Here is a 13519-nt window from a genome sequence, read left to right on the forward strand (position 1 = left end):
GGTTCAAGGAGAACTGCCATGGCCGAAGCCGTCATCGTTTCCACCGCGCGCACGCCGATCGGCAAGGCCTATCGCGGCGCGCTCAACGACACGCCCGGTGCCACGCTCGGCGGCCACGCCATCGAGCACGCGCTCAAGCGCTCCGGGCTGGAGGGCGGCGAGATCGAGGATGTGGTCATGGGCTGCGCCATGCAGGAGGGCGCGACCGGCCTCAACGTTGCCCGGCGGGCGCTGTTGACGGCGGGCCTGCCGGTCTCAGTCGCCGGCACCACGATCGACCGGCAATGCTCGTCCGGCCTGCAGTCGATGGCCCTTCTGGCCAACGCCATCCGCAATGACGGGGTGAAGGCCGGAATCGCCGGCGGGCTGGAATCGATCAGTCTGGTGCAGAACGACCATCGCAACACGTTCCGGCTGATGGACGACAAGCTGATGGCGATCAAGCCGGAGGTCTACCTGCCGATGATCGACACCGCCGAGATCGTCGCCAAACGCTACGACATCTCGCGCGAGCGCCAGGACGCATACGGGCTGGAATCGCAACAACGCGTCGCGGCGGCGCGCGAGGCCGGCCGCTTCGACGCCGAGATCGCACCGATCGCCGTGCGCATGGCGGTCGTCGACAAGCAGACCAAGGAGGTCTCGCACAAACAGGTCACGCTGGAACATGACGAGGGGCCGCGCCCCGATACGTCCGCCGAGGGGCTGGCGGGGCTGAAGCCGGTGCGCGAGAACGGCGTCATCACCGCCGGCAACGCCAGCCAGCTCTCAGACGGGGCGGCGGCCTGCGTGATGATGGAGGCCAAGGACGCCGAACGGCGCGGCCTTGCCCCGCTCGGGATCTTCCGCGGCTTCGCCGTCGCCGGCTGCGAGCCCGACGAAATGGGCATCGGCCCGGTCTTCGCCGTGCCCCGCCTGCTCGAACGGCACGGGCTCAAGGTCGACGACATCGGCCTTTGGGAACTGAACGAGGCGTTCGCCGTGCAGGTGATTTATTGCCGCGACAAGCTCGGCATCGATCCCGAAAAGCTCAATGTCGACGGCGGCGCGATCGCGGTCGGCCACCCCTACGGCATGTCGGGCACCCGCCTCGCCGGCCACGCCCTGATCGAGGGCAAGCGCCGCGGCGTCAAATACGCCGTCGTCACCATGTGCATCGGCGGCGGCATGGGCGCGGCGGGATTGCTGGAAATCAACTGAACACGGCCCGCGCCGGTTCGCCGGAGCGCCGCCTGCCGGTTTTCAGGCAAGGCGGCCGGCAGAGCCGGGGCGGCGCCATCGAGCAGGGAGCTTCACATGGACCTTCGCTACACCGATGAGGAACTCGCCTTTCGCGAAGAGGTACGCGCCTTCTTCCGCGACACGCTGCCCGCCGACATCCGCGAAAAGATGGTCGACGCCGAACATGTCGGCAAGGACGACTTCGTGCGCTGGACCCGCATCCTCAACGAAAAGGGGTGGGCGGTGCCGCACTGGCCGGTCGAGCACGGCGGCACCGGCTGGGGACCGATGAAGCAATATATCTTTCTGGAGGAGCTGCAGAAATTCCCGGCCCCGCAGCCGCTCGCCTTCGGCGTCAACATGGTCGGGCCGGTGATCTATACGTTCGGCAACGACGACCAGAAGGCCCGCTTCCTGCCGCGCATCGCCAATCTCGACGACTGGTGGTGCCAGGGTTTTTCCGAACCCGGCTCCGGCTCCGATCTCGCCTCGCTGAAGACCCGCGCCGTGCGCGAGGGCGATCATTACGTCGTCAACGGTCAGAAGACCTGGACGACGCTGGCCCAATATGCCGACTGGATCTTCTGTCTGGTGCGCACCGACCCGGCGGCGAAGAAGCAGCAGGGCATCTCCTTCCTGCTGATCGACATGACGTCGCCCGGCATCGAGGTCCGCCCGATCGTCACCATCGACGGCGGCCGCGAGATCAACGAGGTGTTTTTGACCGACGTCAAGGTGCCGGTCGAGAATCTGGTCGGCGAGGAAAACAAGGGCTGGGACTACGCGAAATTCCTGCTCGGCAACGAGCGCACCAACATCGCGCGCATCGGCGTCTCCAAGCAGCGCGTGGCGCGCATTCGCGAGCTGGCGGCCAAGCAAATGTCGTCGGGACGGCCGTTGATCGAGGACGAGCGCTTCCGCGAGAAGCTGGCCTCGATCGAGATCGACCTGAAGGCGCTGGAGATGACGCAGCTGCGCGTGGTCGCCGCCGACGCCAAACGTGGCAGCACCGGCCGCCCCGACCCCGCCTCCTCGATCCTGAAGATCAAGGGATCGGAGATCCAGCAGGCGACGACCCATCTGCTGATGGAGGTCATGGGCCCCTACGCCGCGCCCTACCTGCCCGAGGGCGACGATCGCTGGAACGAACCCTCCAACGTGCCCGACTACGCGCACTTCGCCGCGCCGTCCTATTTCAACAACCGCAAGGTGTCGATTTACGGCGGCTCGAACGAGATCCAGAAAAACATCATCGCCAAGGCGGTACTGGGGCTTTGAACGCGGGCCGGATCGCGCCACGGGTGCGCGCGACGTCACTCTCCTTCACCCGCCGGGACGGCCCGAAGGGCAGGCTTCCGGCAACGGTGCCACACTGACAGGGATCAGGACAGACGATGGACTTTGACCTTTCCGAGGAACAATCGATCCTGAAGGACTCGCTCGACCGGCTTCTGGCCGACAAATACGGGTTCGAGGAGCGCAACCGCATCCTGAAGTCGGACGCGGGCTGGAGCACGGCCATGTGGAGCCACTATGCCGAGATGGGCCTGATGGCGCTGCCGTTTGCCGAGGAAGACGGCGGCATTGGCGGCGGGGCCGTCGAGACGATGATCGTGATGGAAGCGCTCGGCCGGGTGCTGGCGCTGGAACCCTATTTCGCCACCGTCATTCTGGGCGGCGGCTTCCTGCGGCTCGGCGCCTCGGCTGAGCAGCGCGCCGAATGGGTGCCGCAGGTCGCAGAGGGAGCGCTCAAGCTCGCCTTCGCCCATACCGAGCGCGATGCGCGTTTCGATCTCAACCATGTCGAGACGACGGCCCGCAAGGACGGCGGCTCATACGTGCTTTCGGGCGCAAAGAGCGTCGTGCTGCACGGCGATTGCGCCGATCGCCTCGTGGTCAGCGCCCGCACGGCCGGCGGCCCGCGCGAGGAAGGCGGCGTCGGCGTCTTTCTGGTCGACGCCAACGCCGACGGCGTCTCGCGCCGCAGCTATGCCACCCAGGACGGGCTGCGCGCGGCCGAAATCGCCCTCGACGGCGTGACGGTTCCGGTGGACGCCGTTCTGGGCGATCCCGAAAACGGCCTGCCGCTGGTGCGCCACGTCGTCGACCAGGCGATCGCCGCGCTGTGCGCGGAGGCGGTCGGCGTGATGGCGGCCATGCATGGGCTGACCGTGGACTACATGAAGGTCCGGAAACAGTTCGGCGTGCCGATCGGCTCCTTCCAGGCGCTGCAGCACAAGGCCGTCGACATGTTCGTGGCGGTGGAACAGGCACGCTCGATCACCATGTTCGCCACCATGATGGCGAACGAAACCGACGCCGCAGAGCGCGCCCGCGCCATGCACGCGGCCAAGGCCGAGATCGGGCGTGGCGGACGCTTGACCGGCGAGAACGCCGTCCAGATCCACGGCGGCGTCGGCATGACGATGGAATATGCGGTCGGACATTATTTCAAGCGCATGACCATGATCGACGTCGCCTTCGGCAATGCCGACCACCATCTGCGCCAACTCGCGCGCGCGGGCGGGCTGTTCGCCGACGCGGCCGCATAAGACGCGTCGCGACCGGGACCGGCTGGGCTTTCGGCGACGAACGCACAGACCGCGACGACAGATCAAGAAGGCCCGCCGCCGATCCGGGCGCCCTGTGGCGCCCGGATCACGCGCCGACGGCCACCGCGTTGTGGCCCGAGGCCTCCTGGATCGGCTCGCAATAGAGGCGGTAAAGCGTCGCCAACACTTCGGCGACCTGCGGCGAGGCGACCCGATAATAGACCTCCCGCCCGGCGCGGCGCGTGGCCACGAGATGCTGAAGGCGTAGTTTGGCGAGCTGCTGGGACAGCGCCGACTGGCTCATGCCGACGGCCTCGGCCAGGGGCTGGACCGCCATTTCGCCATTCAGCAGATTGCACAGGATCATGAGCCTGTTCTTGTTGGCGAGCGCGGACAGGAGTTCGGCCGCGCTTTCGGCGGAACGATCGAGCAGATCGATATCCATGCGCATATTTTTTTCCTTGAACATATGAATATGTAATCATATATGGCGAGAAACCAGCAACCGCAAGCCCAACCTCCAACCCCTCCGGTAACCTTCCCATGACAGAATTCACACCGTACCTTTCTTTGTTCGGCGGCGTCCTGATCGGACTGGCGGCCGTCGCGCTGATGGCCGTGCACGGCCGCGTGGCCGGCATGACCGGCATTCTGGCCGGCGTCATCCCTCCCCTGGCGACCGATTGGGCCTGGCGGGCTGCGTTTTTGGCCGGCGCGGTCGCGGCCCCGCTCGTCTTCATCGCGGCGGGCGGCAGCGTTGCCTTTTCCGTGCCCGTGTCGACGGTCGCGCTCGTCGTCGGTGGCTTGATCGTCGGCTTCGGCGCCAGCTACGGCGCCGGCTGCACCAGCGGCCACGGCGTCTGCGGCATGGCCCGGCTGTCGCCGCGTTCGATTGTTGCCACCGTTGTTTTCATGATCGCGTCCTTCGTGACCGTTTATATTGCCCGTCATGTGATCGGAGCCTGAAGATGAAAATCGTTTCCGCCTTTCTGATCGGTGGCCTGTTCGGCATCGGCATCGCCCTTTCCGGCATGGCCAACCCGGCCAAGGTTCTGAACTTCTTCGACATCGCCGGCACTTGGGATCCCAGCCTGATCTTCGTCATGGGTGGCGCGCTCGTCACCACCGCGATCGGCTACCGCCTGGTCTTCGGTGCCCGCGAACGCCCGCTTTTCGACGCGCGGTACTCCTTGCCGACCACCCGCGACATCGACATGCCGCTTGTCAGCGGCTCGGCCTTGTTCGGCATCGGCTGGGGCATTGCGGGCTTCTGCCCGGGCGGCGCGGTTCCCGCACTCGGCCTCGGCCATCCGCAGACGCCGATCTTCCTCGCCGCGATGATCGCCGGCATTATCCTGGCGCGCTGGCTCAAGGCCCGCACGACCCGCGCCGCAATCGCCTGAACCCATGTTCGACAAAGGAGCGCAGACATGACGTCCCCCCTGCCCTTTACCCCCGACCTGTCGGTCAAGCCGGAAATCACGGCATTTTTCGACGAGGCCACCAACACCGTCACCTATGTGGTCAAAGATCCGAACTCGAAGGCCTGCGCGGTGGTCGATTCGGTGATGGATATCGATTACGCGGCCGGCCGCATCACCTATGATCACGCCGACCAGATCATCGACTTCATCCGCAAGAACGACCTGGCCCTGGAGTGGATCATCGAGACCCATGTCCATGCCGATCATCTGTCGGCCGCGCCCTATATCCAGGAGAAGCTCGGCGGCAAGCTCGGCATCGGCGACCGGATCACCATCGTGCAAGACACGTTCGGCAAGGTCTTCAACGAGGGCACCGAGTTCCAGCGCGACGGCTCGCAGTTCGACCGACTGTTCAAGGACGGCGACAGCTACACGATCGGCTCCATGACCGCCTATGCCATGCACACGCCCGGCCACACGCCGGCCTGCATGACGCATGTGATCGGCGATGCCGCCTTCGTCGGCGACACGCTGTTCATGCCCGATGGCGGGTCGGCCCGCGCTGACTTTCCCGGCGGCGACGCCCGCGAACTCTATCGCTCGATCAAGCGGGTGCTGGCACTGCCCGGCGAGACGCGGCTCTTCATCTGCCACGACTACGGCCCGAACGGCCGCGACATCAAATGGGAAACCACGGTCGCGGAGGAGCGTCAGCACAATATCCATGTGCGTGACGGCATCACCGAGGACGAATTCGTTGCCATGCGCGAAGCGCGCGACGCCACGCTCGACATGCCGAAGCTGATCATTCCCTCGCTGCAGGTCAATATGCGCGCCGGACACTTGCCACCCGAGGAAGAAGACGGCAAAACCTATCTGAAGGTGCCGGTAAACGGGCTTTGAAGCGCCTGCGCGTCCACCTTCACCACGCAGCACCGCAAGAGGTTCAAGACATGGAAATCCGCCAGATCAACCAGGATTTCGCCGTGGCCGGCCAGATCGGCGCCGAGCACGTTCAGGCCATCGCCGATGCGGGCTTCAAAAGCGTGGTTTGCAACCGGCCCGACAGCGAGGAAGGCGCGGTTCCGCATGACGAGGTCGAGGCCGCGGTTCGCGCGGCGGGGCTGGAGTTCCGCTTCATTCCCGTCGTGTCCGGCGCCGTGACCCAAGACAACGTCTCGGAGATGGCGGCGGCGCTTTCCGCGCTGCCCCGGCCCGTACTCGCCTACTGCCGCACCGGCGGGCGCTGCATGAACCTTTACGGCCTGGTGCAGCAAACGGCCGGCTAAGCGGCACCGAGAACGCTTCCAGGCGAAACGGAAGCCGGTTCGCCGTTCGCAAACGCCGTAAAAAGTTAGAGCCGATCTGCGCTTCCGTGAAAGGCAGAACGGCTTAAGGGCGGCGCACGCCGGCCGCCCCGCGACCTGCAACAAGACTGGACCACGCGCCGGCGCCTGCCGCCGGCCGCCCGTGGCGTGCGCGCTGAAGGAACCTGCGGCATGAACAACAATAGCGCCGACAAGACCGGCCTCCTGCGCCGATATCTGCCGGTTCTCGACTGGGGACGGGACTATGGCCGCGGCGTGCTCGCCGACGATCTGCTCGCCGCCGTGATCGTCACCATCATGCTGATCCCGCAATCGCTCGCTTATGCGCTGTTGGCCGGCCTTCCGCCGGAGATGGGCCTTTACGCCTCCATCCTGCCGCTGCTCGCCTACGCGCTGTTCGGCACCAGCCGCGCGCTGGCGGTCGGGCCGGTCGCGGTCGTGTCCTTGATGACGGCGACCGCGGTCGGAAGGATCGCCGAACAGGGCAGCACCGATTATGTGACGGCGGCGATCGCGCTCGCCTTCATGTCGGGCGTCATCCTTTTGGCGATGGGCCTGTTCAGGCTCGGTTTCCTCGCCAATCTGCTGTCGCACCCGATCGTGTCCGGCTTCATCACCGCCTCCGGTCTGCTGATCGCCGCCAGCCAGCTCAAACATGTGTTCGGCATCGACGCCGGCGGTCACAATCTTCTTGAAATCCTTGGATCGCTGGCGCGCAACCTGTCCGAGATCAACCCGATCACCGCGACCATCGGCGTCTTGTCGGCCGCCTTCCTGTTCTGGGTGCGCAAGGGCCTGAAACCGCTTCTCATGCGCGCTGGCCTCGGCGCGCGATCGGCCGACGTGATCGCCAAGGCCGGCCCGGTCGCCGCCGTCGCCGCCACCACGGTCGCGGCCTGGGGCTTCGGGCTCGCAGAGGCCGGCGTCAAGCTCGTCGGCGCGGTCCCGCAGGGCCTGCCGCCGCTCACCATGCCCGACCTGTCGCCCGATCTGTGGGCAAGCCTGTTCGGCTCGGCAGCACTGATCTCCATTATCGGCTTCGTCGAATCGGTTTCCGTGGCGCAGACGCTGGCGGCCAAGAAGCGCCAGCACATCGAGCCCGACCAGGAACTGATCGGGCTCGGCGCCGCCAACGTGGCGGCCAGCGTCACCGGCGGCTATCCCGTCACCGGCGGCTTCGCCCGTTCGGTCGTCAATTTCGACGCCGGCGCCAGAACGCCGGCGGCCGGTGCCTTCGCCGCCGTCGGCCTGGCGCTCGCAACGCTGTTCTTGACGCCGCTTTTGTTCTTCCTGCCGCAGGCAACGCTCGCCGCGACCATCATCGTGGCCGTGCTCTCCCTGGTCGATTTCTCGATCCTGCGCCGCGCCTGGACCTATTCGAAAGCCGATTTCGCCGCCGTTTCCGTAACGATCCTGGCAACATTGCTGGTCGGTGTCGAGGCCGGCATTTCCGCCGGCGTGGCGCTGTCGGTGCTGATTTATCTCTACAACACCTCGAAGCCGCATATGGCCGTCGTCGGCCGCGTGCCCGGCACCGAGCATTTCCGCAATGTCTGCCGCCACACGGTCGAAACCCAGCCCGGCATCCTGTCCTTGCGCGTCGACGAAAGCCTCTATTTCGCCAATGCGCGCTATCTCGAAGACAGGGTCTACGATCTCGTCGCCCAGACGCCCGACATCCGCCACGTCGTGTTGATGTGTCCGGCCGTCAACCATATCGACATGAGCGCGCTGGAATCGCTCGAGGCGATCAACCACCGCCTGGCCGACATGAACGTCACGCTGCATCTTTCGGAGGTCAAGGGCCCGGTCATGGACCGGCTCGAGCGCACCGATTTCCTCGACCACATGACCGGCGAGCTCTTCCTGTCCCAGCACATGGCGATCGCCAAGCTGGCGCCGGCCGCGACGGCTCAGTAAAGCCAGCGCAGCAGGAACAGCGAGATCGACGGAAACAGCACCAGGATCGCTGTGCGGGTCAGGTCCGCCGCCACGAAGGGCGCCACACCGCGATAGGTGTGCGAGATCGGCGTGTCCTTGGCCATCGAGTTGATGACGAACAGGTTCATGCCGACCGGCGGCGTGATCAGCCCCACCTCCACCACGATCAGCACCAGGATGCCGAACCAGATGGCGAATTCCTCCGCCGTCAGCCCGTAATCGAGCGCCGTCACGATCGGAAAGAAGATCGGAATGGTGAGCAGGATCATCGACAGCGAATCCATCACGCAGCCGAGGATCAGGTAGAGCAGCAGGATGAAGACGAGCACGACCCACGGATTGAAACCCTGGCCCGAAATATAGGCGGCGATTTCCTGCGGCACCTGCGACAGCGCCAGAAAGCCGTTATAGATCGAGGCGCCGAACACGATGAAGAAGATCATCGCCGTGGCGGTCGCCGTCGCCAGCACCGAATCGATGAAGGTCTTGCGCGTCAGCCCGCCATTGGCGAAGGCGATCAGACCCGTGCCGGCCGCGCCGACCGCCGCCCCTTCCGTCGGCGTGAACCAGCCGAAATAGATGCCGCCGACCACGGCGAAGAACACCATCAGCACCGGCCACACGTCGACGAGCGCGCGGAAGCGTTCCTTGTAGGGCGCGCGCGGGCTGGCGCCGGCGGAATCCGGAAACACGCGCACATAGATCGAGATCGCGATCATGTAGCCGATCGCGGCCAGGACGCCGGGCACGAAGGCCGACAAGAACAGCTTGGCGATGTTCTGCTCGGCCAGGATGGCGTAAATCACCAGCACGATCGACGGCGGGATCAGGATGCCGAGCGTGCCGCCGGCAGCCAGCGTGCCGGTGGCCAGCGCACCGGAATAACCGTAGCGGCGCAGTTCCGGCAGGGCCACCTGGGCCATGGTCGCGGCCGTGGCCAGCGACGAGCCGCAGATCGCGCCGAACCCCGCGCAGGCGCCGATCGCCGCCATCGCCACCCCGCCGCGGCGATGGCCGAGCCAGGTCTCGGCCGATTTGAACAGGGCCCGCGACATGCCGCCCAGGCCCGCGAACTGGCCCATCAGCAGGAACAGCGGGATGATGGACAGGGAATGGCTGGAAAAGGTCGAATAGGTTTCCAGTTTCAGCTTGCCCAGCATCGGCTTCCAGGTGCCGGTGACCAGATAGGTGCCGACGATGCCGCACAACAGCATCGACAGGCCGATCGGCAGCCGCAGGAAGATCATGAGCAGCAGGACCGGAAAGGACCAGACGCCGATTTCGAGATTGCTCAATGCCCGCCCCCATGGCGCTGCGCGAAAAGCGTCCTGCCCGTCGCCACTTCCCGCACCCGCATGGCCATCATGTAGAGCGAGATGATCACGGCGACCACCGCCCCGACCATCGCGGCCGCAAAACCCCACCAGACCGGAAACTGCAGGATGAAGGTCGTCTCGCCATAGCGAAGCTTGTCGGCCATCCCGTAGGCCAGCCGCCAGGTCAACACGATGAGCGTGAGCGTCATCAGAATTTCGGCGACCAGGTCGATCCATCGATTGGCGCCGGCCGAAAGATAGCTGGTGAACAGGTCTACCGTCGCATGACCGCGGTTGAGCTGGCACCAGGGCAGGAAGGCGAAGACGGCAAACGCCGTTCCCGCCTCGACCAGTTCGAAATCGCCCGGCACAGGCGCCAGGCCGATCGGCACCAGCGAACGCCCGGTAACGCTGATCACGGTCAACACGGTGATCGCGGCCAGGACGATGCCTCCGACAATGGCCATCATCCGGGCAAGCGCGTAAATGACGCCGGAAATCCTCTCCATGATCCACCCCGCTCGCAGGCTCGCGGCCGCGCTGGTCCCTTGATCGGCACCGATTTTTGCTATGCCCTATAACAATTAAAAGTCGCCGACAAGCCTTGATGCCATGGCATCGTTTGATGCGCAACGATCTGTGCCGCACGCACCGATCCCGACATATTACTTGCACATCGGCCTATGTGCGCCACGGACTGGAACGGGATGCGGGGCGCGCTGCAAAGCCCGCCCCGCCACCGGCATGCCGGATCACATATTGGTGTATTTCTCGATCAGGGCGCGGGCTTCGTCGATCAGCGCCTGGCCGTCGATGCCCTTGGCCTCCATCTCCTCGACCCACTTGTCGTAGACCGGCTGGGCGGCCTCCTTCCAGCGGGCGACCTCGTCCTCGTCAAGCGTGATGATATTGTTGCCGCGGTCGACCGCGGCCTGCTTGCTCGGTCCGTCAGCCGAGGCCTGGGTCCGTCCGGCGAAGGCGGAGAACTCGCGGCCCGAATTGTCGTCGATCGCCTTTTTCAGATCGTCCGGCAGGCTTTCGTAGCGCTCCTTGTTCATCGCCAGAACGAAGGCGGTGGTGTAGAGGGCATGGTCGCCGCCGAACTCGGTATGGTTGCTGACCAGTTCCGGCACTTTCAGCGCCGCCGTCACTTCCCAGGGAATGACCGCCCCGTCGATGACGCCTTTCGACAGCGCCTCGGTGACCGCGGGCACCGGCATGCCGACCGCCGTCGCGCCGAGTTCGCCGAGCAGACCCGTGATGATGCGCGTCGGCGCGCGCAGCTTCAGGCCCTTCATGTCGGCGAGCCCGTTGACCGGCTTGCTGGAATGGATCATGCCCGGTCCGTGCACCCAGGTGCCGATGATGTGGACATCCTTGAAATCGGTGTCCTTCATCTCCTTGTCGAACAGATCCCAATAGGCGCGCGACGTCGCATCGGCATTCGTCATCATAAAGGGCAGTTCGAACACTTCCACGCGCGGGAAACGGCCGGGCGTGTAGCCGACCACGGTCCAGATCACGTCGACCGTCCCGTCGATCGCCTGGTCCATGAGCTGCGGCGGCGTGCCGCCAAGCTGCATCGACGGATAATGCTCGACCTTGATGCGGCCGCCCGAGGCCTCCTCGACATCCTTGGCCCACACATCGAGCACCAGTTTGGGCACGTTCGCCTGCGCGGGCAGGAACTGATGCATCCTCAGCGTGACGTCCTGCGCGAAGGCCACGCTTCCCGCCAGGAACGTGGAGGCGGTGACCGCGCCGGCGAGTGCCAGCGTCTTCAAGCAATTCATTTTCATTCTGTTCCTCCCATTTGATCCTAAGCCGGAGCTTGGCGACTGACGGCCACGACCAGCGTCCGGTCGGAATCTATCCTTAGCGGAAAAAGTGTAACAATAAAGCGGGCCGCGGCGATTTTATCGTAACATTGTTGCGCGCGATTGCGCGCATGACCGGGTTGCTGGCCGGAATTCGGCGCCTGGCGGCCACCGGCGTTTAGCGCACCGGCAACCCGCCGGCTTCCTTGAGCGTTTCGAGCACGATCGCGGTTTTGACGTGCTGCACCGATTCGTGCGGCAACAGCACGCCGTTGACGAATTCCGACAGCGAGCGAAGATCGGGCGTGACGACCTTGAGCACATAGTCCATTTCGCCGGTCAAAGCGTGCGCCTCCTGCACCTCCGGCAGGCGCGACAAAAGCTCGGCGAAGCGGCGCGCATTGTCGCGATTATGGGTGGCAAGCGTGACGGATATGATGTTGACCAGCGAATAGCCGAGCTTCTCGCGGTCGAGCACGGCGCGATAGCCGCGTATGTAACCGTCCTCCTCCAGCCGCTGCCGGCGCCGGGAACATTGCGACGGCGACAGGTTCACCCGCTCGGCGATATCGTTGTTCGTCAGGCGCGCATCCTCCTGCAAATGCGCGAGTATCTTGCGGTCGAATTGATCGATCTGCGTCACGCTTCCCTCATAAGGCCGATATCGTGCATGATTTGTGCGCAAAAAGACCATTTCGCCGCCCAGATTGCAAGCCCCGTGCGGCGCCGTCGCGTTACACTGTTAAAAATCGCAAACGCGCCTTTCCCGCGCCGCCGACACCGAGGAGGACAGCATGGGACCGTTCCCGCACGACGCGCCACCGGCTAAAATCACCGAAAACAATCCGGCCGGAACGGACGGATTCGAGTTCGTCGAATTCGCCCACCCCGAACCGGAAAAGCTCGGCGAGCTGTTTGCCCGGATGGGCTACAGCGCCGTTGCCCGGCACAAGACCAAGGCGATCACGGTCTGGCGCCAGGGCGACATCAACTACATCGTCAATGCCGAACCGGGCTCGCACGCGATGCGCTTCGTCGACCAGCACGGTCCCTGCGCCCCCGCAATGGCCTGGCGGGTCGTCGATGCCAGGCATGCTTTTGAACACGCCGTGTCGAAGGGCGCCACGCCCTATGAAGGCGACGACAAGACGCTCGACGTGCCGGCGATCGTCGGCATCGGCGGCTCGCTGCTTTATTTCGTCGAAAAATACGGCGACAAGGGCTTCGCCTACGAGGCCGAATTCGAATGGATCGGCAAGCGCGACCCGAAACCCGAAGGGGTCGGATTCTATTATCTCGACCACCTCACCCACAATGTCTATCGCGGCAATATGGACAAATGGTGGGACTTCTACCGCGAACTGTTCGGGTTTTCGCAGATCCATTTCTTCGACATTGACGGCCGCATCACCGGGCTGGTCAGCCGCGCCATCACCTCGCCCTGCGGCAAGATCCGCATTCCGCTGAACGAGTCCAAGGACGACACCAGCCAGATCGAGGAATATCTGAAAAAATACCGCGGCGAAGGCATCCAGCATATCGCCGTCGGCACGGACGCCATCTACGACGCCACCGACAGGCTGGCCGCAAACGGTCTGAAATTCATGCCCGGCCCGCCGCCGACCTATTACGAGCGCAGCCACGAGCGCGTCAGCGGCCACGACGAGCCGATCGAACGCATGAAAAAGCACGGTATTCTGATCGACGGCGAAGGCGTGGTGAACGGCGGCATGACCAAGATCCTGCTGCAGATCTTCTCCAAGACCGTGATCGGCCCGATCTTTTTCGAGTTCATCCAGAGGAAGGGCGACGAAGGTTTTGGCGAGGGCAATTTCCGCGCCTTGTTCGAATCGATCGAGGAAGACCAGCTTCGCCGCGGCGTGATCAAAACCGAAGCTGCCGAGTAGGCCGCGCCTTCAA

The 13519-nt window shown here is 64.8% G+C and carries 14 protein-coding genes; 9 read left to right on the forward strand and 5 right to left on the reverse strand.

Annotated elements, in window-relative coordinates; genetic code table 11:
- The first annotated feature begins 18 nt into the window (after positions 1-18).
- From C7T96_RS07735 to C7T96_RS07745, 3 genes are all read left to right on the forward strand, one after another.
- Entirely contained in the window at positions 19-1200 is a 1182-nt protein-coding gene (locus C7T96_RS07735) for an acetyl-CoA C-acyltransferase (RefSeq protein WP_106570639.1), read from the forward strand.
- A gap of 96 nt (positions 1201-1296) precedes the next feature.
- Positions 1297-2499: a pimeloyl-CoA dehydrogenase large subunit gene (pimC, locus tag C7T96_RS07740; protein ID WP_106570640.1), complete on the forward strand. Its 1203-nt coding sequence runs from the start codon at positions 1297-1299 to the stop codon at positions 2497-2499.
- A gap of 116 nt (positions 2500-2615) precedes the next feature.
- Positions 2616-3773: an acyl-CoA dehydrogenase family protein gene (locus C7T96_RS07745; RefSeq protein ID WP_106570641.1), complete on the forward strand. Its 1158-nt coding sequence runs from the start codon at positions 2616-2618 to the stop codon at positions 3771-3773.
- A 106-nt stretch (positions 3774-3879) separates the two neighbouring features.
- Here C7T96_RS07745 and C7T96_RS07750 read toward each other — a convergent pair whose 3' ends face one another.
- Positions 3880-4224: a metalloregulator ArsR/SmtB family transcription factor gene (locus C7T96_RS07750; protein WP_106570936.1), complete on the reverse strand. Its 345-nt coding sequence runs from the start codon at positions 4222-4224 to the stop codon at positions 3880-3882.
- A 92-nt stretch (positions 4225-4316) separates the two neighbouring features.
- Here C7T96_RS07750 and C7T96_RS07755 point away from each other — a divergent pair, with 92 nt between their 5' ends.
- The 5 genes from C7T96_RS07755 to sulP all read left to right on the forward strand — a co-directional run bounded on the left by C7T96_RS07755 (position 4317) and on the right by sulP (position 8445).
- Positions 4317-4739: a YeeE/YedE thiosulfate transporter family protein gene (locus C7T96_RS07755; protein ID WP_106570642.1), complete on the forward strand. Its 423-nt coding sequence runs from the start codon at positions 4317-4319 to the stop codon at positions 4737-4739.
- Positions 4740-4741: 2 nt separating this feature from the next.
- Positions 4742-5176, forward strand: a complete 435-nt coding sequence (locus C7T96_RS07760) for a YeeE/YedE family protein (RefSeq protein ID WP_106570643.1) — start codon at positions 4742-4744, stop codon at positions 5174-5176.
- Positions 5177-5203: 27 nt separating this feature from the next.
- On the forward strand, positions 5204-6100 hold the full coding sequence (locus tag C7T96_RS07765) for an MBL fold metallo-hydrolase (RefSeq protein ID WP_106570644.1): 897 nt from the start codon (positions 5204-5206) through the stop codon (positions 6098-6100).
- Positions 6101-6150: 50 nt separating this feature from the next.
- The gene (locus C7T96_RS07770) at positions 6151-6486 is read left to right on the forward strand and encodes a TIGR01244 family sulfur transferase (RefSeq protein WP_106570645.1); all 336 of its coding nucleotides are present in this window, start codon (positions 6151-6153) and stop codon (positions 6484-6486) included.
- A 210-nt stretch (positions 6487-6696) separates the two neighbouring features.
- Entirely contained in the window at positions 6697-8445 is a 1749-nt protein-coding gene (gene sulP, locus C7T96_RS07775; protein WP_106570646.1) for a sulfate permease, read from the forward strand.
- Here the strand turns inward: sulP and C7T96_RS07780 are convergent.
- From C7T96_RS07780 to C7T96_RS07795, 4 genes are all read right to left on the reverse strand, one after another.
- Complete coding sequence (locus C7T96_RS07780) at positions 8439-9761, reverse strand: TRAP transporter large permease (RefSeq protein ID WP_106570647.1); 1323 nt, start codon at positions 9759-9761, stop codon at positions 8439-8441. The two genes, sulP and C7T96_RS07780, sit on opposite strands and share 7 nt — an antisense overlap.
- Positions 9758-10291 (reverse strand): TRAP transporter small permease, encoded by a 534-nt coding sequence (locus tag C7T96_RS07785; RefSeq protein WP_106570648.1) that lies wholly within the window; start codon positions 10289-10291, stop codon positions 9758-9760. The genes C7T96_RS07780 and C7T96_RS07785 overlap by 4 nt, the downstream gene beginning before the upstream one ends.
- 243 nt (positions 10292-10534) lie before the next feature.
- Positions 10535-11581: a TRAP transporter substrate-binding protein gene (locus C7T96_RS07790; RefSeq protein WP_106570649.1), complete on the reverse strand. Its 1047-nt coding sequence runs from the start codon at positions 11579-11581 to the stop codon at positions 10535-10537.
- A gap of 196 nt (positions 11582-11777) precedes the next feature.
- The gene (locus C7T96_RS07795) at positions 11778-12242 is read right to left on the reverse strand and encodes an Lrp/AsnC family transcriptional regulator (protein WP_238719894.1); all 465 of its coding nucleotides are present in this window, start codon (positions 12240-12242) and stop codon (positions 11778-11780) included.
- A gap of 151 nt (positions 12243-12393) precedes the next feature.
- Here C7T96_RS07795 and hppD point away from each other — a divergent pair, with 151 nt between their 5' ends.
- Positions 12394-13506, forward strand: a complete 1113-nt coding sequence (gene hppD / locus C7T96_RS07800; protein WP_106570651.1) for a 4-hydroxyphenylpyruvate dioxygenase — start codon at positions 12394-12396, stop codon at positions 13504-13506.
- Positions 13507-13519 lie beyond the last annotated feature (13 nt).

It is taken from the genome of Nitratireductor sp. StC3 (genome assembly GCF_003015025.1).
GTDB lineage: Bacteria > Pseudomonadota > Alphaproteobacteria > Rhizobiales > Rhizobiaceae > Mangrovimarina > Mangrovimarina alexandrii.

Coding starts and splice junctions, on each gene's coding strand:
- C7T96_RS07735 (WP_106570639.1), top strand. CDS start 19: ATGGCCGAAGCCGTCATCGTTTCCACCGCGCGCACGCCGATCGGCAAG.
- pimC (WP_106570640.1), top strand. CDS start 1,297: ATGGACCTTCGCTACACCGATGAGGAACTCGCCTTTCGCGAAGAGGTA.
- C7T96_RS07745 (WP_106570641.1), top strand. CDS start 2,616: ATGGACTTTGACCTTTCCGAGGAACAATCGATCCTGAAGGACTCGCTC.
- C7T96_RS07750 (WP_106570936.1), bottom strand. CDS start 4,224: ATGCGCATGGATATCGATCTGCTCGATCGTTCCGCCGAAAGCGCGGCC.
- C7T96_RS07755 (WP_106570642.1), top strand. CDS start 4,317: ATGACAGAATTCACACCGTACCTTTCTTTGTTCGGCGGCGTCCTGATC.
- C7T96_RS07760 (WP_106570643.1), top strand. CDS start 4,742: ATGAAAATCGTTTCCGCCTTTCTGATCGGTGGCCTGTTCGGCATCGGC.
- C7T96_RS07765 (WP_106570644.1), top strand. CDS start 5,204: ATGACGTCCCCCCTGCCCTTTACCCCCGACCTGTCGGTCAAGCCGGAA.
- C7T96_RS07770 (WP_106570645.1), top strand. CDS start 6,151: ATGGAAATCCGCCAGATCAACCAGGATTTCGCCGTGGCCGGCCAGATC.
- sulP (WP_106570646.1), top strand. CDS start 6,697: ATGAACAACAATAGCGCCGACAAGACCGGCCTCCTGCGCCGATATCTG.
- C7T96_RS07785 (WP_106570648.1), bottom strand. CDS start 10,291: ATGGAGAGGATTTCCGGCGTCATTTACGCGCTTGCCCGGATGATGGCC.
- C7T96_RS07790 (WP_106570649.1), bottom strand. CDS start 11,581: ATGAAAATGAATTGCTTGAAGACGCTGGCACTCGCCGGCGCGGTCACC.
- hppD (WP_106570651.1), top strand. CDS start 12,394: ATGGGACCGTTCCCGCACGACGCGCCACCGGCTAAAATCACCGAAAAC.